Annotated in this window: 21 protein-coding genes; 13 read left to right on the top strand and 8 right to left on the bottom strand. The window is 42.4% G+C overall.

Annotated elements, in window-relative coordinates:
- The 3 genes from rfbD (at nt 1) to NST09_RS17640 (ending at nt 2,187) form a co-directional block, all read left to right on the top strand.
- Entirely contained in the window at nt 1-855 is an 855-nt protein-coding gene (gene rfbD / locus NST09_RS17650; protein WP_057078905.1) for a dTDP-4-dehydrorhamnose reductase, read from the top strand.
- Nucleotides 848-1,303 (top strand): dTDP-4-dehydrorhamnose 3,5-epimerase family protein, encoded by a 456-nt coding sequence (locus NST09_RS17645; protein ID WP_017360110.1) that lies wholly within the window; start codon nt 848-850, stop codon nt 1,301-1,303. Before rfbD ends, NST09_RS17645 begins: the two co-directional genes overlap by 8 nt.
- Nucleotides 1,304-1,395: 92 nt before the next feature.
- Nucleotides 1,396-2,187 carry an SDR family oxidoreductase gene (locus tag NST09_RS17640; RefSeq protein ID WP_017360109.1) on the top strand — a complete coding sequence of 264 codons (792 nt, stop codon included), beginning with the start codon at nt 1,396-1,398 and terminating at the stop codon, nt 2,185-2,187.
- A gap of 14 nt (nt 2,188-2,201) precedes the next feature.
- Here the strand turns inward: NST09_RS17640 and NST09_RS17635 are convergent, their stop codons facing one another.
- The 6 genes from NST09_RS17635 to NST09_RS17610 all read right to left on the bottom strand — a co-directional run bounded on the left by NST09_RS17635 (nt 2,202) and on the right by NST09_RS17610 (nt 8,303).
- The gene (locus NST09_RS17635) at nt 2,202-3,395 is read right to left on the bottom strand and encodes an aminotransferase class I/II-fold pyridoxal phosphate-dependent enzyme (RefSeq protein ID WP_342493161.1); all 1,194 of its coding nucleotides are present in this window, start codon (nt 3,393-3,395) and stop codon (nt 2,202-2,204) included.
- Between the two features lie 17 nt (nt 3,396-3,412).
- The gene (locus NST09_RS17630) at nt 3,413-4,834 is read right to left on the bottom strand and encodes an ATP-grasp domain-containing protein (RefSeq protein ID WP_136944621.1); all 1,422 of its coding nucleotides are present in this window, start codon (nt 4,832-4,834) and stop codon (nt 3,413-3,415) included.
- 14 nt (nt 4,835-4,848) lie between these two features.
- A complete protein-coding gene (locus tag NST09_RS17625) occupies nt 4,849-5,610 on the bottom strand; it encodes an SDR family NAD(P)-dependent oxidoreductase (RefSeq protein WP_052320449.1) in 762 nt (253 codons plus the stop codon).
- Nucleotides 5,607-6,314 (bottom strand): cupin domain-containing protein, encoded by a 708-nt coding sequence (locus NST09_RS17620; RefSeq protein ID WP_008343606.1) that lies wholly within the window; start codon nt 6,312-6,314, stop codon nt 5,607-5,609. Before NST09_RS17620 ends, NST09_RS17625 begins: the two co-directional genes overlap by 4 nt.
- 1 nt (nt 6,315) lies before the next feature.
- Nucleotides 6,316-6,921: a bacilysin biosynthesis protein BacA gene (locus tag NST09_RS17615; RefSeq protein WP_081114236.1), complete on the bottom strand. Its 606-nt coding sequence runs from the start codon at nt 6,919-6,921 to the stop codon at nt 6,316-6,318.
- A gap of 149 nt (nt 6,922-7,070) precedes the next feature.
- Nucleotides 7,071-8,303, bottom strand: coding sequence for an MFS transporter (locus NST09_RS17610; protein WP_342493160.1), 1,233 nt, complete (start codon nt 8,301-8,303; stop codon nt 7,071-7,073).
- Nucleotides 8,304-8,448: 145 nt separating this feature from the next.
- Between NST09_RS17610 and NST09_RS17605 the strand changes: the two genes are divergently transcribed.
- Nucleotides 8,449-8,928, top strand: a complete 480-nt coding sequence (locus NST09_RS17605) for an Lrp/AsnC family transcriptional regulator (protein WP_008343601.1) — start codon at nt 8,449-8,451, stop codon at nt 8,926-8,928.
- A 15-nt stretch (nt 8,929-8,943) separates the two neighbouring features.
- On the opposite strand, the gene NST09_RS17600 is transcribed toward NST09_RS17605, so the two are convergent.
- Nucleotides 8,944-10,104, bottom strand: coding sequence for an MFS transporter (locus NST09_RS17600; RefSeq protein ID WP_074041786.1), 1,161 nt, complete (start codon nt 10,102-10,104; stop codon nt 8,944-8,946).
- A 67-nt stretch (nt 10,105-10,171) separates the two neighbouring features.
- Nucleotides 10,172-10,942 carry a hydrogen peroxide-dependent heme synthase gene (gene hemQ / locus NST09_RS17595; RefSeq protein WP_007497744.1) on the bottom strand — a complete coding sequence of 257 codons (771 nt, stop codon included), beginning with the start codon at nt 10,940-10,942 and terminating at the stop codon, nt 10,172-10,174.
- A 239-nt stretch (nt 10,943-11,181) separates the two neighbouring features.
- Here hemQ and pta point away from each other — a divergent pair, with 239 nt between their 5' ends.
- The 9 genes from pta to NST09_RS17550 all read left to right on the top strand — a co-directional run bounded on the left by pta (nt 11,182) and on the right by NST09_RS17550 (nt 19,060).
- Complete coding sequence (pta, locus tag NST09_RS17590; protein ID WP_008343597.1) at nt 11,182-12,153, top strand: phosphate acetyltransferase; 972 nt, start codon at nt 11,182-11,184, stop codon at nt 12,151-12,153.
- A 136-nt stretch (nt 12,154-12,289) separates the two neighbouring features.
- Nucleotides 12,290-13,141, top strand: a complete 852-nt coding sequence (locus NST09_RS17585; RefSeq protein WP_046344706.1) for a MurR/RpiR family transcriptional regulator — start codon at nt 12,290-12,292, stop codon at nt 13,139-13,141.
- A 141-nt stretch (nt 13,142-13,282) separates the two neighbouring features.
- Nucleotides 13,283-13,954, top strand: a complete 672-nt coding sequence (locus NST09_RS17580) for an RraA family protein (protein WP_079919313.1) — start codon at nt 13,283-13,285, stop codon at nt 13,952-13,954.
- 11 nt (nt 13,955-13,965) lie between these two features.
- On the top strand, nt 13,966-14,844 hold the full coding sequence (locus NST09_RS17575; RefSeq protein ID WP_065461263.1) for a prephenate dehydrogenase/arogenate dehydrogenase family protein: 879 nt from the start codon (nt 13,966-13,968) through the stop codon (nt 14,842-14,844).
- 43 nt (nt 14,845-14,887) lie between these two features.
- Nucleotides 14,888-16,222, top strand: coding sequence for a TRAP transporter large permease subunit (locus NST09_RS17570; RefSeq protein WP_017368250.1), 1,335 nt, complete (start codon nt 14,888-14,890; stop codon nt 16,220-16,222).
- Nucleotides 16,223-16,235: 13 nt separating this feature from the next.
- Complete coding sequence (locus tag NST09_RS17565) at nt 16,236-16,502, top strand: hypothetical protein (protein WP_008343586.1); 267 nt, start codon at nt 16,236-16,238, stop codon at nt 16,500-16,502.
- A gap of 170 nt (nt 16,503-16,672) precedes the next feature.
- Nucleotides 16,673-17,071 (top strand): DUF5082 family protein, encoded by a 399-nt coding sequence (locus NST09_RS17560; protein WP_017368249.1) that lies wholly within the window; start codon nt 16,673-16,675, stop codon nt 17,069-17,071.
- Between the two features lie 4 nt (nt 17,072-17,075).
- Complete coding sequence (locus tag NST09_RS17555) at nt 17,076-17,354, top strand: YwqI/YxiC family protein (protein ID WP_052320443.1); 279 nt, start codon at nt 17,076-17,078, stop codon at nt 17,352-17,354.
- Between the two features lie 11 nt (nt 17,355-17,365).
- Complete coding sequence (locus tag NST09_RS17550) at nt 17,366-19,060, top strand: T7SS effector LXG polymorphic toxin (RefSeq protein ID WP_342493159.1); 1,695 nt, start codon at nt 17,366-17,368, stop codon at nt 19,058-19,060.
- The last annotated feature ends 15 nt before the right edge of the window (nt 19,061-19,075 follow it).

The following is a 19,075-nucleotide window of genomic DNA, read 5'->3' as shown; positions in this document are numbered from 1 at the left end:
ATGAAAGTTTTAATCACCGGTGCAGGCGGCCAATTAGGGAAAGAATTGACGAAACAGCTGAAAGAAAAAGACATCACCGTCATTGCTTTAACAAGGAGTATGCTGAATATCGCAGATCAACAGGCAGTCAGACATGCAATGAGACATTTCCGTCCGGATATTGTTGTCAGTGCGGCTGCTTATACGTCTGTGGATCAATGCGAAATAGAAACGGAAAAAGCCTATCTTGTGAATGGGATTGGCGCCTACTATACAGCGCTTGAGGCTAAGAACGTAGGGGCTGATGTGTTACATGTTAGCACAGATTATGTATTTGATGGGCAAGCGGATACCCCTTACCAAATCGACGCACAAGCAGATCCACAAACCATTTATGGAAAGAGTAAAAAACTTGGAGAAGAATTGATTCATCTTGTGTCAGATGAAGTGAAGATCATTCGGACATCGTGGCTTTATGGACATGAGGGACATAATTTTGTGAATACCATTCTTCGACTGGCTGAAACGAAGGATCATTTGCGCATCGTCAATGATCAGTTAGGGTCTCCTACTTATACAAAGGATGCCGCAGAAGCTTTGATTCACTTGTTTGACCAGAAAGCAGGTATTTATCATGTCAGTAACCGAGCAAGCTGTTCATGGTTTGACTTTGCGACAGAAATTGTGGCAGCAAGCGGTCTGTCTACGACAATTGAACCCATTTCCACTGAAGAGTATGGTTTCCAAACACCTCGGCCCGCCTACTCTGTTTTAGATCTTCAAGCGATTGAAGCGACAGGCTGGAAGCCAAGACATTGGAAGGATGCACTTCACGAATACTTGCAGAAAGAAGGGAGATTCGAGCAGCATGATTGATGGTGTACAAACGAAAAAACTCATGAAACATTGTGATGATCGCGGCTTTTTCGCAGAGCTTATTCGAGATGACGAACCGATGCTGAAGCGCTTTGGGCAGGCGTCGTGGTCGAAAAGTTTCCCAGGAGTCATCAAAGCCTTTCATTATCATGAAAAACAAGACGATGTTTGGTTTTTCCCAGCAGGTCATGCACAGGTCGTTTTATACGATTTGAGAGAAGATTCTCCGACAAAGGATCAAACCGATGTGTATTATATGGGAGAAGATAATCCGATGCTGCTCCTCATCCCAAAGGGAGTTGCCCATGGCTACCGCGTATTAGGCGAGACGCCGCTGCAGATTGTGTATTTTACAACAGAATCGTATGACCCAAAAAAACCAGATGAGAAGAGAATTGCGTGGAATGATGAGGCAATCGGATTTAATTGGGAAACGACATTTAAATAGAGAAGAGAGGCCTTTCGCAGGAGAAAGGTCTTTTTTTGTTGAAATACATTCTGTATGTGTCATTTTATGTATATTGATGAAAAGGGATGTGGATGAGTTTGTCTAAAAGAATTGCATTTGTAACAGGGGCAAGTACAGGCATTGGAAAGGCAATCGCAATAAAACTTGCCGCTCAGAGCGATATGAAGGTGATCATCAACTCTAGAAATATGGACTCACTTGAACAGACGAAACAGCACATTCAAGATATGACAGAAACAAAGGAACCGCTGTCTCTATTCTGTGGAGATATGTCGGTTGAAGCGGTGAGGTCGGAAGCCTTTGAAGAAATAGAAAAGGAGTTTGGCAGACTCGATGTGCTGATCAATAACATTCCAGGAGGAAAACCAGATACATTTGATTCATGTGAAACTGACCAGATGCTGGCTGCTTTCTCCCAAAAAGCCATCGCCTACGTAGATACAATGAAGCGTGCAGCCGCATTGATGAAAAGACATGAATATGGACGGATCATTCAAATTGTCGGGAACCTGTGGAAGGAACCTGGTGAACAAATGTTTACGAATAGTATGATGAATGCAGCGATTATTAATGCCAGTAAAAATGCAGCCACACAGCTTGCGTCGTCTAGTATTACGGTAAATTGTTTAAATCCAGGTTTTATTGCAACCGATCGGTATGAACAATTTATCGGCAATATGATGACGAAGCAGGCATTGTCACGAGAGCAGGCTGTACAATCTGTCGCATCAGGTATCCCAATGCAAAGAGTAGGCTCAGCGAGTGAGATGGCGTCATTGGCAGCTTTTATGGCATCAGAGGAAGCTTCTTATATCACAGGGCAACAAATCTCCGTAGACGGTGGAACGATGAAAAGTATATAAACTGAAAAAACCCGCTATAGGCGGGTTTTTTGATGAAATCGAATGGGGAGGATGGACAGGCGATCGATAAAGAGAGCAAGCTCCTCAATCGGGGCAACCATGGAAATGCGTACATGACGGCTTCCATTGGCTCCAAATACTCCTCCAGGCGTGACGACAACATCGGCATGTTCGAGTAAATAGTCAGCAAAGGCATGAGAATGTTCAAAGTCATCAGGAATCGGAGCCCATAAATAAAAGGCGCCGGGTGGACGTTCGATTGTCCAACCAAGCTTTCTCGCCGCTTGCCGGATGAAGAAATTGATTCGTTCAAGGTATATCGCCTTTAATGATTGAATATGACAGTCATCACTTTGCAAGGCAGCAGTCGCAGCGTGTTGAAATCCGCCATACATACTAACAAACACGTGGTCTTGGAAGGTGTTGATGGCTTGGATGATCTCCTCATTTCCAACAGCAAAAGCGACTCTCCATCCTGCCATATTAAATGTCTTTGATAGAGAATATAATTCGACTCCTACACTTTTCCCGAGAGGAGTATTCATGAAGCTCACGGGTGTTTGTTCATAATGAAATGAACCATAGGCAAAATCATGAATAACATACAGCTCGTGAGCGGCCGCAAAGGCAGCAACCTCTTCGAAAAATGCCTCATTTGCGACAGCACCCGTGGGGTTATTCGGATAATTCAAGAACAGTACTTTTGCTTTTTTGACTATGTCAGGATCAATTGAGGAGAGATCTGGTAAATAGCCATTTTTCTCTTCAAGTTTGATACTGTATGGCTTGGCGTCCGCCATCAAAATGCCTGAATGATATTCAGGGTATCCTGGATCGGGAACGAGTGCGATATCTCCTGGATCAAGCAGACACTGACTCATGACATACAGCCCCGTTTTTCCGCCAGTGAAAAGAGCAATTTCCTTCTGCGGATCAATCTCAGCACCGAATTCCGATCTATAAAAATCTGCAATGGCTTGTTTGAAAAAGTCAAAGCCTCTAAAAGGGGCATATTGTTGAAATGGCAAAACACCCGCTGACTCCTGTAGGGCACTCACGATATGGGGAGGGGTTGGTAGATCAGGGTTCCCCTGACCTAGATTCATGATGTTTGCTCCGTTTTTTGTCTTTTGAGCTATTTTTTCAAAGACGGTGCCGAATTTCTGTTCAGGCAGCCGTTCAATCATTTTAGATGCTAACATTTTCACCACAGCAGCCTCTCTTTCTATCCCTTCACTAATTCATCCATTAACTGAATCGTTGCCTGTTTCTGAATGTTGCGGATGGACGCGGCAACATCTTGTGAGGATGATCCTTTTAATTCAAGAGATACGATTCCATTAAAAGCTTCAAATAAATCAAGATCCACCATAGTCCCTTTGGCAGGGAATGATTGACTGACAATCGCAGTATCTCCAACGAATGCTTCCTGCGGAATAGACACATGATCAATGGTGATATGTGTGGATTCAGGTGGTATGTGCCCACTCTCTTTAAAATGCTGAGGATACAAGTGGCAGTCCGCTACATAAAATGTATGTCCAGAAAGCAGTTGTTTTGGCAGTACAGCCTTTTTTCCATCAACTAATACATCAATCAATAGCTTGGCCATATCGACGCCAAAGACCTTTTTAATATTCGGGATCATATTCCAGCCAGCGAATCGAGCCGCTGATTCGATCAGTCCAGTTTCTCGATTTTTCATGAGTTTGATTTCTGTATGGGTTGCACAATGTTCAAGACCTAGCCCTTCATTTGCCTTCCTTGCTGCTTCAATGATGATTTGCTTTGCTTCATTGTCTAAGATCGTCGGAGTGATATGAGCCGTTTCTGTAAAGCCGATTTGAGGGGTTTTATCATGTATGACAAAAGGGAGATATTCGCCCTCTACGACCAGCCCTTCTACACTGACATAATCAGCATAACCTTCATCTTGATACCAATCTTCGTAAGCACCCTCTAAATACGTTTCAGCGACAAACGGTGCTTCATACGTGACAGCGTCTGGGACTGGTATGGTTTCCAAATACGATTGTACTTGTAAAAACAAGTCATCACTTCCGGCTTTGTCATGAAACAAGGTGACGCCAATAGAACTGGCTAAATATGTAGGCTTTAAAATGAGCGGTGTTCCGATAGACTCAATGGCTTGTTGGAAATCAGATAAAGTCGTGACAGGCTGAGTTTTCACCGCTTTGACGCCAGAGGCATTGAATGCAGCCCTCATTTGGCTTTTATCACGCGCCATTTCGGCTGCCTTGACACCGGCACCTCGTAGCCCAAGACGTTCAGCGGCCTTTGCCATCGGTGCAATGAATAATTCATTATTGGTCGTGATTGCATCTGCTTTGAAAAAGGAAGCCACTTGAATGAAGTCTTCCACAACCTCTTCTTCTGATTTTGGATAATCATCATGTGCCCAGTAAATAGAATCAGGGTGTTCAAAAGAAGGGTGTGTCTCAAAATAATCACGGTCTTTGATGACCGCAATGGAGTATTTTTCGATTAGCTCGGCATGTCCCTTTGTAATCGCAAAGGGTCTTGGGATATAAGAAACGATATGGTATGATGCCGCCACGCTTTCATAAAACATATGAGGCGGGCACCCTCCTAAGTCAGCAATGACAAGTACAGTTTTTTTACTCAATGAAAGCACTCCTTTTATCTAGCGGTGTAACCGCCATCTGCAGTGACGACACTTCCAGTCATATAGCTGGATAGGTCAGAGGCGAGAAACAGCATCACGCCAGCAATTTCTTCAGGTTTTCCAAGCCGCAGCATAGGATTCACCTTTGCTTTTTCTTTTTTGACGATCTCGAGACTTTCTGTGTGATTGTCTAAAAAGGACTTTTCATTTAGTGGCGTATCAATGATGCCAGGGGCAATACAATTTACCCTGATTTGATGAGCGGCATAGTCGATGGCCATTGATTTGGTGAGCTGAATGACACCGCCTTTTGTTGCATTGTATGCCGGAATGTCAGGCCAGCCCACAAGACCTCCGACAGATCCGGTATTGATAATACTTCCACTCTTCTTTTCAAGCATATGCGGCAATGTATGCTTACTCATGAGAAAGACGCCGGTCAGGTTGACCTGAAGAATACGATGCCAATCCTCCAGTGCCATCTCATGAATAGGTGAGACAATTTCGATGCCTGCATTGTTAATGAGGACATCAATGGCACCGAATCGGCTCAGCACGTTCTGAACGGTTTGGTGACAGTCAGACTCCTTCGTAATATCTGTTTTAAAAAATGCAAGGTGCTCATGCGGCAATGATTCAATGAGTTGGTTGCCGCTGCTTTCATTGATGTCAGCGACAGCTACTTTTGCTCCATTCTCGAGGAAGAGCTTGACGGCAGCAAGCCCAATCCCCGACGCACCTCCTGTAATGAGGACAACTTTTCCATCCAGCTTCATTTCTTCACCTTAGATGCCTTTGGCTTCAAGCGATTATAGCGAGGAGGGAAGAAGAGATTAATAGACTTTGATGCTTCTGGCTTTGGATTGATGGCCCCATGATCTTCCCTTGGGTCACAGAAATAGGTGGTGCCAAATTCCATCTTTTCTGTAAAGCCTTCGATCGTCATATCATACCCTCCGCTGATGCAAATGCCGATTTGTTCATTTCTATGTTTATGAAAAGGCATTTCTCCGCCGTTTCCAGGGATATTGGCAATCATCAGCTCCATCCAATCTTCCACAAAAAAAGTCACTTCCATGCCAGGGAGTAAATCCCGTGTTTTGAAAATGTCTAAGAAATAAGTGGGGGGAGCTGTATATTCTTCGTCATCCTTTAATCTCTTAATATCAATGGCGATCACTTCTTCATCTGTCAGATTTGAAGCGCCGTGAGGGACAAACGGTGGTGCGATATAGGCTGATTCTAATGGGGTGAGCAGTTGAGTCGATTGGCCGACAGTCATTTGAAGCTCGCCTTTTAATACAATGCCGATTTGTGCTTCGGGATGTTCGTGAGGTTCAATGATTGTGTGGGGAGGGACGTATGAAATTAACACTTCCGTACCGCCTCTTACAGTGGAATATTGGATAACGCCATTATCCCATTCTAATTTTTTCGCTTGAGGAAAATATCGTTCTTGCGTCTTTTGTTCAGTTTGCATCTTATATCTCTCCTTTTCCGAATATGGACCAACTCATGGGTATACTTTTAAACGTTCGAATGAAGATGAGGCCATATGTGGCTCTTGCCACCTCATTCGTTAAAGCAAAATCAAATTCGCCGTCCCTTACTTTCTGCGCGGCAGTACTTGTAGAATTAACAAGTTCAAATTCAGCATTTTGGTGAATGAAATATTGAATTAAATTGACAGGTGCAGGATGTGAGACAATTTTTAAATGGTGGAGCATTTGTTCATTGAATGGGAAATCAGGTCTGACAGCCAAACCATACATGGGCGTGTCACATCTGAAAATTTGTAAAAGCTGTAGATCTGGTCTCATGTAGAAGTGTTTGATGCCTTCATATGCGTGTGGAACGAGAGTAAATTGAAGTGGTTGAGAGAGAGTATGTTCAATGCAAGTTTCGAATGTGTCATAAAGGGATAGTTTCGTATGAGTGCCGAGTGTAGTGGTGGATTGAGAGATGAAATGTTTTGCTGCGTATTCACTGCTTGTCCCCTTAGGGCCTAGTGTGTTGACTGTAAACATCTTAGATGAAGGGCTTGGCTCTTCTTTGAAATGAAACACATCATCATTCTTTAGGATCATGTTTACCATCCAATCTTTTTCAAATTTTTACTAGATTATAAAATTTAAAATTGGCAATTGTCAACAAATTTTATAAAAAATGTATTTTGCGATTATATTAAAAATTGATCTAAAAAACTGCACATATCGAGATGTGCAGTGAAATGTGCTTACGTTTCAAGTGTAGTTGGCTGTTTTTTCTGTAAGGCGCGTTCTCGTTTATAGCTGCCGAAGCTGATGATAAAACCAACAAGTGTGATCAATGCACAGACAAGACCTACCGTATGATATCCGAAATGGACATAAACGGGTCCCATCAGTGCGGAACCGAGCATAACAGCAAGGTTGGAGGCCAGGCTGTAAAAAGCCATCACTTTCCCGCGATGGGTTTGAGAGCAGTCGCTTAGAACGGTGCTTAGAAGCGTGACAGATAAGCTTTGCATAGCACCCCAAATAAATAGGGCGAAAATCAGCAACATCCACGAGAATGGCGCATAAGGAAGCAAGGCTAGAACAACCGCAATTCCACCCAGCACAAAGACAAGGGAACGAGTTTTACCGAACCAGTCTGCTAATTTTCCAGTAAACATACTCATAGAAAAGCCGACGCCATAAGCCATAATAAGAAGTCCAGCTGTTGATTGTCCGCCATCAAACAGACTTTGCAAATAAGCACCTAAAAACGAGTACATGCCGTAAAATCCAAGCATATTGCAAAACGTCACAGTCAAATAGGCAGGCACACGATCGATTTTCAAAGCTCCCCATAAAGCGCCTGTTTTCTCTCTAGCTTGAGGTGCCTTCGGATCAGCTGCTCTGACTTGTTTTCTTGATTCAAGGATGACGAGTAGCAGGACAATGAGACTCATCATAGCGAAGATCCAAAACGTCCAGCGCCAGTTTAAACTCTGGCCGATAAAGGCGCCAATGGGCACACCAAGGACAAGAGAAAGAGACCAGCTCGATACAATGAGTCCCATCACTTTGCCGCGATATTCGTATGGAACCCGGTCGCCCACAAGAGCATAGGCTGTTGGCACAAATACACCAGTTGCCAGCCCAGAAATAGCACGGCCTGCAAAAAACACGGCCAAATTTGGGGCAGCAGCACACATCACTGTTCCGATTAAAAAGAAGGACAGCCCAATTATCAAACACAGCTCTCTTGAATATCGGTCTCCTAAAGGAACGAGCAGTGGAGCTCCAACCAGCACAGCTAACCCATAAATGCTGATGGAAAGAGCCAGAACATCAAGAGAGTGCTGAAAGGAGTTTGATAAATCAGGCAGCAGTGGTGAAATCACCAGTTCCTCCGATCCCGCCGCAAAAACGCCAAGTGTGAGTGCAATGGCAAGTGTGATGGGAAATGTTTTAGAAGCCTGGCTGTCTAAAGATTCTTTCATCAAGTGATCCCTCCATACTTGCTTTTTCATTCAATTCCGTTAAAATAAATTCTACCATTATTTAGTTTTATTTTACATTTCGTATCATAAGTATCATCATAAAATACTTTTCAAATGGAACGATTTTGGGATAGGAGCGTAACGAATGAAAATCACCGATGTGGATGTGCATATTTTAAACGAATTGAGAGAAGATGCCCGCTTATCAATGAGGGAATTGTCCAAACGAGTGAATTTATCGGCGCCTGCGGTAGCAGAAAGAGTGCGAAAACTAGAGGATGCAGGGATTATCGAAGGGTATTCTGTTCAAGTCAATTATAAAAAGCTGGGTCTGATGATAGACTGTTTACTGGAAGTCACCGTATTAAATGGGGAGTATCAGCGTTTTGTGACATTTATGAACCAGCATCCACGTGCGTTCTTTGCTTATCGAGTGGCAGGACAGTCCTGTTTTTTCATTAAGCTGTCTGTTTCTTCTCTTGAAGAAATTGAAGCCTTTATTCAAGATGTGTCTGGCTTTACAAAAACGGTCTCCCATATTGTCTTATCAGAGCATTCCTTTACCCATCCCATTCAGGAACGTGTGAAACAAATAGAAGAGCCAGAAATGACCGTGGTGAAATAGAAAAAGGACCTGCCCTCAGGTCCTTTTGATTCGTTTATCTGACTGATAGCTCATGATCGTAATGATCAATCCAATGAATGTCACGCCTGCCGCAAAGAGCGGGACAAGCTGTAAATGTGTGATTTCAATAGCAAGACCGCCAAGCGCTGCACCGCCAGCATTTCCAATATTAAAGGCAGAATGACTGAGCGTTGATGCGAGTGTCGGGGCTTCATGTGCCATGTTCATCGTGCGGAATTGCAAGGTAGGAACGAGAATAAATGAAATAATTCCCCACACAAAAATCGTCAGCACGGCAGGCACTTTAAAGGCAGATGTATATGTGAATAACAACAGAACAGCCATCAGCAAGATCAATGTGATGATAATACTCGGCATCAGCTTCCAGTCGGCAAGCTTTCCGCCGACTAAATTCCCAATGGTGACCCCAAGCCCAAAGAGGACAAGAATGAGGGTGACCCCGTTTTCCTGAAAGCCAGTCACTTGCAGCAGGATCGGGCTGATATACGTAAAGGCGGTAAACACACCCGCAAAACCAAAAATCGTCATCGCAAAGGAGACGAGGACCTGCGGCTTTTTCAACACCGATATTTCATTTCGAATATCTAATACTTCTTCTTTCGATTGATTTGGTACTAAACTGATAATACCGATTAAGGAAATGAGACCAATGACGGCAATGACGAGAAATGACATGCGCCAGCCGAATTGATTTCCGATAAAGGTGCCAAATGGCACACCCAGTACATTGGCTACTGTCAGTCCTGTAAACATGAAGCTGATCGCACTTGCGCTTCGCTCCTTAGGAACAAGCCGTGCAGCCATAATGGCGCCGACACCAAAGAAGGTACCATGAGCAAATGACGTTAAAATACGTGCAACCATCAATAGATCATAAGAAGACGATACAGCTGCGACAGCATTTCCTGCTACGAAAAGAATCATTAATAGAATGAGGAGACGTTTTCTCGACATTTTTCCAGTTGATAACGTTAAAATAGGGCCGCCAACTGCGACACCGAGTGCATATCCGGTAATCAACTGACCTGAAGCAGAAATAGATACATGAAGATCATTTGCGACATTTGGCAAAAGTCCCATGATCACAAATTCAGTCATGCCAATCGAAAACGCACCGAGCGTTAACGCAAAAATAGCGATGGGGAAGTTTTTCATGATGAGATCACCTTTCTAAACAAATACATAAAAAGGCTTCGGAGAGATCCGAAGCCTTAAGAGTTTATCATACATGGAAATAAGACGCTAGCTGCTCGTTTGCTAATCGGTTTCCAACAAAGAAGGAACCAAATTCGCCGTAACGTGCACTCACTTCATCAAATCGCATTTCGTAAACCAATTTTTTAAATTGAAGCACATCATCAGAGAAAAGAGTGACGCCCCACTCATAATCATCAAAGCCAACAGAACCTGTAATGATCTGTTTTACTTTCCCAGCATAGCTTCTGCCAATTAAGCCGTGACTTCTCATAAGGGATTTGCGCTCATCCATTGAAAGCATGTACCAGTTGTCATTGCCAGAACGTCTTTTATCCATTGGATAGAAACAGACATATTGAGAAGAAGGAAGCTCAGGATAGAGGCGCGCACGTACATGTGGGTTCTCGTAAGGGTCTCCGCCATCTCCGCCTCCTGCTAAGTAGTTGCTGAGTTCAACAACTGACACGTAAGAATAAGCTGGAATCGTAAACTCGGCTAGTCGTGTCTTGTTGAATTCAAGTTCAATTTCACCTAGTTCTTCCATGGTCGGACGTAAAATCATGAGCATAATATCTGCTTTTTGGCCGACAATACTATAGATTGTTTGGCTTCCAGCCTGATGGTGTTCGGCTGTTTTCCATTTTTCTAATAGACCTGTGAACTCATGAATGATGGCTTGACGCTCATCGCTTGTCAGCAGCTTCCAAGCTGTCCAGTCGATCGTTCTAAAATCATGCAGCGCATACCAGCCATCTAGTGTTTGAGCTGCTTCATTTGTTGTATGTTGTTCGCTCATTTCTTTCACTCCTATTTACAGTTTTCCATCTGTTCCAACTATAACATAGTTTGTCCAAATGAAGATGTGATCAAAACTTGAACGACGAAAACGCTTTTCTAGAAATTGATTTAATTAGTTTGAAAAATAAGAATTTAATTTGTAAGCGCTATAATGTAAGTTGGTAGTTTGAATTTATGTAGAAGAAGAGTATGCTTAAAAGAGAACGCTTTTTTTGTAAAATCAAGGAGGGTATTGAAGTGGCAGATATTTTTTCAACAGTTCAGGAAAAGGTTGCAGGTAAAGGAGTTAAGATCGTTTTTCCTGAGGGAATGGACGAACGCATTCTAACAGCCGTTCAAAAACTAGCAGATGGCAAAGTATTGCAGCCAATTGTTGTAGGTAAGAAAGAAGAAGTAGAAGCAAAAGCAAAAGAATTAGGTCTTACACTTGATGGTGTTGACGTGTATGATCCTCATACATATGAAGGTTTTGAAGATCTTGTGCAAGCTTTCGTCGAAAGACGTAAAGGCAAAGCGACAGAAGAGCAAGCGAGAAAAGCATTACTGGATGAAAACTACTTCGGTACAATGCTTGTGTATAAAGGTCTTGCAGACGGCCTTGTAAGCGGAGCAGCACACTCAACTGCTGATACAGTGCGCCCAGCACTTCAAATCATTAAAACAAAAGAAGGCGTAAAGAAAACTTCTGGCGTCTTCATTATGGCTCGCGGCGAAGAGCAATATGTGTTTGCTGATTGTGCGATCAACATTGCACCAGACAGCCAAGATCTTGCTGAAATTGCGATCGAAAGTGCAAACACAGCAAAAATGTTTGACATCGAACCACGTGTAGCAATGCTTAGCTTCTCTACAAAAGGTTCAGCAAAATCAGACGAAACAGACAAAGTATCTGAAGCGGTTCGCATTGCAAAAGAAAAAGCACCTGAGCTTGTTCTTGATGGAGAGTTCCAATTCGATGCAGCTTTCGTTCCTTCAGTGGCAGCGAAAAAAGCACCAGATTCCGTCATCAAAGGCGATGCTAGCGTATTTGTTTTCCCTAGCCTTGAAGCTGGAAACATTGGCTACAAAATTGCCCAGCGCTTAGGTAACTTTGAAGCTGTAGGTCCAATCCTACAAGGTCTAAATCAGCCAGTAAACGATCTTTCAAGAGGCTGTAATGCCGAAGACGTTTACAATCTTGCGCTTATCACAGCAGCTCAAGCACTATAAAATAGCATCTCGACTAGAGCAGTCAGTACGATAGATTCGTGCTGGCTGTTTTTTTATTTTGTCCAAATGTGTACAATAAAGGGTGAAAAGAAAACACGAATCGTAGATAAAGCCGATAGGATAGGCAGGTGCTATAATGGAGGATTTAATATATAAACTTCAGCATAAGGTCGCATTTTTAACCGATGCGCAGAGGAGAATTGCAGATTATATCGTACAAAATCCAATGGAAGTCGCTTTTTTAACTGTCGATAAATTGGCGTCAAAAGTCGGGACGAGTACAGCAACGATCATGCGATTCTCTGCTGCGATGGGGTATTCCGGTTTTTCTGAGTTCCAAAAAGAGCTTCAGTCAGCTATGAAGCATAAAGCCGACCCTCAAACGAGACTTGAAGCGAATCTCAAGCATTCAAATAAGAATAAGCTCCTGCATGACCATGTAGAACTGCAATTTCAAAATATCCAGTATGCACTAGACAATATCACGGAAGAAACCTTTCAGCAGATTGTTGGGAAAATAGCCAGCGCACGCCACGTTTTGTGTACAAGTGTTCGAAGTGGAAGACCTGTTGGTGAGTATCTGTCACTCGGAATCAATCGGTTATTGGGGAATTGCCAATACATTGATGCAGACAAAAGCGACTGGGTGGATGATCTCGTTCATTTTCATTCTGATGATTTCATTATAGCGGTCAGCTATCCGCGGTATGCAAAACGCATGAAGGACTTGCTCGAAGTAGCGAAGTCTTATGGGGTGGAAGTGCTTTTAATCACAGACAGCTACAGCTCTCCATTAACCAAATATGCACAATATGTATTACCATGTTCCTCAGCAAGTGTAGGCTCTCATAACTCTGTCGTATCTGCTATCTTTATCGTCGATTACATTTTAAGTGCCTTAGCGATGAATGATCCTGAAAGAACAAAACCACGTTTAGATCAAATCAATCATATGTTAACGAAAATGAGTTACCACACAACACATTAGTCGTGTGGAACTCATTTTTTTATTTTTGAAAGCGCTTTACTAATTGAAAATGAGGTGGTATGATCATATCACAAAAGTAATAAATATTACTTTAATAAAAATAAGTGTAATGAATATAACTCAAAGGGGATGATGGAAACAATGAGTACTGTTCATTTCGTGTCAAATGATCTTATCGCTAGGGCAAAAAAGCTTAACTCGACCTTGCTGTCAGACGTAATGGGATGCACCGGCGCGATGGATCATCAAATCAAACCAGTTGCGAAAGGCATGAATGTAGTCGGCACAGCTTTTACTGTTAGCTTACGGCCAGGGGATAATTTATTTCTTCATCAAGCGATCTACTCTGCTAAAGAAGGAGATGTATTGATTGTTGATGGGAAAGACCATAAGGGTCATGCCTATTTAGGGGAATTGATGGCACATTCAGCAAAGGCTGTAGGAATAGAAGGAATCGTGATTGACGGGCTTGTTCGCGACAAACTCTCTTTAGAGGAGCTGGCTTTTCCAATCTACAGCAAGGGATTTATGCCAAACGGACCTTTTAAAGATGGTCCTGGGGAATTGAATCAAACCATCTCGTGCGGCGGTGTCAAAGTAGCCCCAGGTGATCTAGTGATTGCTGACGATGATGGAGTCGTCATCGTTCCAAAGGAAAAGGCGGAACACCTGCTGACACTAGCGGAAGAGAAACAAGCGTATGAACATCAGAGATTAAAAACGATTCAACAGTATGTGGACGAAGGAAAACAAGACATCAGTCTCTTAGCACCGGCATGGCTGGAAGGCAGAATGAAAAAATTTCAAGGATAGGGGAATCTGTGATGAGGATAGGCTTTATCGGATATGGAGAAGCAGCATATGAGCTGTCAACGGGATTGAAAACAGAAGGATTAAATCAATTTTATGCGTATGATGTCCTATTAAAAAATGAGAAATTAGCTGGCTCATTGAAAGAAAAAGCATCGCAAACAGGCGTTCAATTAACGAGCAGTATTAGCGAAGTCATTGAGAAATCTGATCTTGTGATTGCAGCTGTGCCAGCGAATAAAACCTTAGAAGTGGCACAATCCGTATCGGGAAGTTTGAAAAAGAATCAATTATATGTCGATGTATCGGCATCAACACCAGACATCAAAAAACAAGTAGCAAACGAAATTGAAAAGCAAGAAGCTCTATTTGTAGATGCCGCCATGCTAGGGCCTCTTCCAATCAACAAACACAAGGTTCCGATCACGGCAAGCGGCAGTGGAGTTGACCAATTCATGAAAGTGATGAATGCTTATGGCATGAATATCACAAAAATTAGTGACCAGCCAGGAGATGCTTCGGCACTAAAGCTAATCAGAAGCATTTATATGAAGGGGATTGTCGGTCTCTTGATTGAATTTTTGGAAATTTCCAAAAAATATAATGTGGAACATCAAGTGATTTCTTCACTAAGCGATACAATCGATAGCAAAAGTTTTGAAGAGACCATGAACCGTCTTGTGACAGGGAGTGCATTGCATGCAAAAAGACGGGCGGTTGAGCTGCTTGGCTCTATTGAAATGCTAGATGAAGCAGAGATTGATGCTAGTATGTCTCGGGCAGCACAACAGAAGCTTGAGAGATTAGCAGACTTTCACTTTGCTGAACGATTTGACGGGGTAAAACCTGCTAGCTGGGAAGAAGTCATTGACGTGATGCAGCAAGGGGAATAAATTGTAAGCGTTTTATTTTATAAAGGGGAGGCGAAGAAACGATATGGGTTTTATTGCGTTGATTGTGTTCATAGCTGTCATCATTATATGGAATGTTATGGTGAAACGGAATATGGGAGAAGCCATGCTATTAGGCTTTATTGCGACCACATTATTTGGCGGATGGGATGCGTTAAGACTTTTCTGGGATGGTTTAATATTTGCATCCACATATGAGGTGCTTTATGCAGCTGTCGCATTTGTATTCATGGCCTATTTAATCGAAAAGTTGGAATTAATTCATGCACTCTTACGAATCTTGAATTCTGTTGTAGGGAAACTACCTGGTGGAGCAGCTTATATGAGTACGTTAGGTTCAGCAGTGTTAGGCGCTCTTTCAGGTTCAAATTCTGCAAACACAGCTGCGACTGGCTCTATCACGGCCTCTTGGATGATTAAATCCGGGTGGAGCCGGACCCATACGGCCACGATTCTAGCAGGGAATGGCGGACTTGGAGCGGCACTGCCTCCGAACTCTTCCATGTTTATCATGCTTGGGTTTGCACCAGTTGCCGCCCTTGTATCTGAGGGAGATTTATATATTGCCCTTCTAATAGGAGGACTGTATCAAGTCGTATACCGATTTATTTTGGTGTATCTTCTGGTGAAAAAGAATAAAATTCAGGCCATGCCGCCAGATGATATTCTTCCTTTCTGGGAAGCGGTAAAACAAGGGTGGAAGTCGATCTTTATTTTTTTCGGTGCCTTGATTCCTATCATGATCACCATTGGTCCGTTTGCAAACTACTTAAAAAGTAATCCAAACATCGGACCGGAGGCAATGGATCAAATTTCTTTAATTACGTGGATTCCGATTCTCATGATATTAATTAGTCTAACAATTGGAAGAAAAAAGGCGTCTGCACTTGATTGGTCTCAGTTTTTCAAGTCGGCTATTCCTAAGTTTACAACGATCGGAGCCTTGATGCTGTTTGCAGTGGCTGCTAGTCAAGTACTTGCAGAATTAGGGCTCGCAGATGATTTGACGCAAATCACATCAGTACTTGCCATTCCGAAATGGCTCATGGTGCTCATTGTGGGTGTTCTTGTCACACTGGTGGCTGGCCCTCTATCTTCAACAGCGACATTAACAGCAGTTGGGCTTGTCTCATTTTCAGCTTTAATCTCAGTTGGAGTGGACCCAGTTGTGGCTGTAGTTGCCATTCTTGCTTTTTCATCAACTGAAGGCGCTTCCCCGCCTGCATCAGGGTCCATATTTATCGCTTCTGGTCTTGCAGGGGCCAGACCAGAAAAAACCTTTATCCCACTGATCCTCTATTATATGCTTCCGATCGTTGGCATTGGCTGGCTCATTGGAATGGAGATACTTCCCGTATAGAAAGGAGAAACAGATGAGAGTATTGATGGAATTCTTATTTAAAGTGCTGCTTGTCCTATTCCTAACGTCAGGAACGTTGTTGGTATTCGGTCAAATACTAGGAATTCTCTTGCAAAAGGGAGATATGATCATTGCTAGTACGAACCTATTTAAAAACCCAACACTGGTGTTAAGTGCCTTTTTTAGCCTTGTCGGGTTTTCACTCCATTATATCCCTGAGAAGAAAGACGCTGCATGTAACGATCATGACTCAGCATCAGTCACTGAAACTTTAAAATAACCATCAAAAGCTGGATCCTATCGAAGGATTCAGCTTTTTTATGTGAATTAGGTATAAAAACCCAATACATACGATTCATTTTTAAGTAAATTCGTTTTCAATCATATGCCTCTTGTGCTAGTAAATGGTAACATAACGGAGGACTATTTGAGGAATAGAGGTGTTTGACGATGTCTGGAGCTATCATCGGTTATACAACAGCCTTGTATTCGTTAAAGGCAGACATATCCATAAAAAAAGAACAAATCATAGAACTGAACATGTGTCGAAAAGAAATCAAAGAAGCAAAGTCTGCTCTGGCAGATGCTAACAAGAAAATGACTCATCCAGAACTGACATCACATACATGGTTTGGCCATCTCGCAGATACGTTTGATGACATTCGAGACGAGATGGCATCCGCCAGTCAAGAGATAAAAAGTGTACAGCTGACCAATCTAGTGAATCGAATTGATGAGAAAATTAGCGACTTAAAATCAGAGATCCATTCATTAGAACATGAAATTCATTCGGTTGAAAGAAAAATAGAGAAAGAAAAGCAGAAACAACTGGAAGAAAAAAGAGGGTAGTCACATGAGTAGAGAAATTAAAATAGATGCCAGTCAGGTCAAACGAGTATTACAGCATGCAAAACAATCAGGCGCTCAAATGAATGCAACACTTCCAACAACCATCAAAGGAAGAAATCAGCTCCTGACGGCAGACACATTAGAAAAAATCAATCAGCAGCTGAACGAATTAAGTACATCCTATATAGACATTCTTCAGAAACAACTTGTACAAACAGAACAAGCGGTGAACACCATGATCGAAACGGACCAGGCGCTTGCTTCCAGCAGTAAAAGAAAATAAAGGAGAACGCAATGAAAACCCTTGATGCTTTTGCGCTAATAAACGGAATTGACCAAACGCTGAATACATTAAAGCAGCAATCACAACAGATTAGCTCCATTGAAAAACAAATCCAACAGATCATCTCACTTGATGGCGCACTAAAGGGAGAGGCGGGACAAGCCATCCGCTCCTTTTATACAGAATGCCATATTCCCTTCCTGCAATTTTTTCAGGTTGTCATTGAGGAATACAGCTCTGCGCTCAAACAAACAAAGCAGGCGCTTCATACCCTTGAATCAAATCAGCACGGCTTTATATCACAAGCATTTATTGAACACGAACTTGATTCAGGTTTAAAAAAAGCAGAGCGAGCGATTTCTGACATTGTTTCAGATGTGAGCCAGGCGATCGGCAGGGTCAGTCATATCGTTCACTTGCCTCATGTAGACGAGTCTGCTTTTCAACAGAGCTATCAAAAAGCGTGGCTTGAGACATCCAGAACCATTGGACTGCTCCATGCCTTTGACAGAGAACAAACAAGTGCTATGAATGAAACAACAAGTGCATTGCAAACAATGAAGCAATACATCAACACGCTAAGCACCATGTTCACCGGTCCCAAAATCGACATCACGAGCTATCAAAAGGGATCTATTTTCAAAGACACAAAAGAAGAAAAAATAAGCAGCACGATCAGCGGATTGAATGACAAAATAGACAACACGAAAGAAAACCCGATGATGATCATGCTGAAGAAATTGAATGAGAAAGAACAGGCGAATGTGGATACGGTGGTTCATAGAGGTACCCTCCGAAACGTCAACAAGCAAGTCAAAGCAAACGATCCATTGCTTACGACATTACAAAAAGAAGCTGTGAGCGGGAAAAGTAAGATTCATAGTGACATCAGGGTCGTAAATGGTAAACTATATAACGTAAAAGGCATCAAAAAGCTAAAAGAATTCGACATCGCTGATGAAGTAGTCACAGATCCGTCTGACATTGATTTTATAGGCGGGAGATACACCGTTTACGCCAATAAACAAATCATCCGAACGTATATCGCAAACGGCGAAGTAAGAATAGAAGAAGTCGACAAAATTCCAGAAAGCCGCAGCCGTGGCAACGCTAAACGCATATTAGACGGTGAAGTAGTCTCAATCACTGAAAACATCATCCTAGAATACAGCGGCATCTACGACGGCTACCGAGCCATTACTGGTAAAGACCTAGAAACCAGCAAAAATATTAGCAGCACCGACCAAGCCCTATCCGCAGCCTCTATTATCCCATTTATGAAAATCATTAAGGGCGGGAAATATGTCTTTAAGATTGATCAAGGGAAGAATGTGGTGAAGAGGGTTGAGAAGCCGGTTAAGGATATAAAAAAACCGCCCTCAGCCTTTGCAGATCGTGCAAAATTAGAAGGGCATTTTGATAAGCACGGAAAAGAGTTCTCAGGACTATATAAAAATGCTAACGAATACCTTGAGGGTGCAAAAGAGGTTATTAATAGCGGCATCAAGGTCAAGTATCAATATAAAGGTGAAATAAGGACAGGGTATGTCAAATTTATGGGTAATAATAAACATGGTAGGGCTAAGTTTGAATTTGTAGGTACAAATAATAAAAATGAAATTACAACTTACCATACTCAGAGTGGTAAAAAGATATGGAAAACAATTAATGGTGAAAATATTCCAGTCATCAATCCATCAGATTAGAGAGTGAGGGTTTAT

The organism is Bacillus sp. FSL W7-1346 (genome assembly GCF_038593335.1).
GTDB lineage: Bacteria > Bacillota > Bacilli > Bacillales > Bacillaceae > Bacillus > Bacillus altitudinis.
This window is presented reverse-complemented; position numbering and strand designations above follow the sequence as displayed.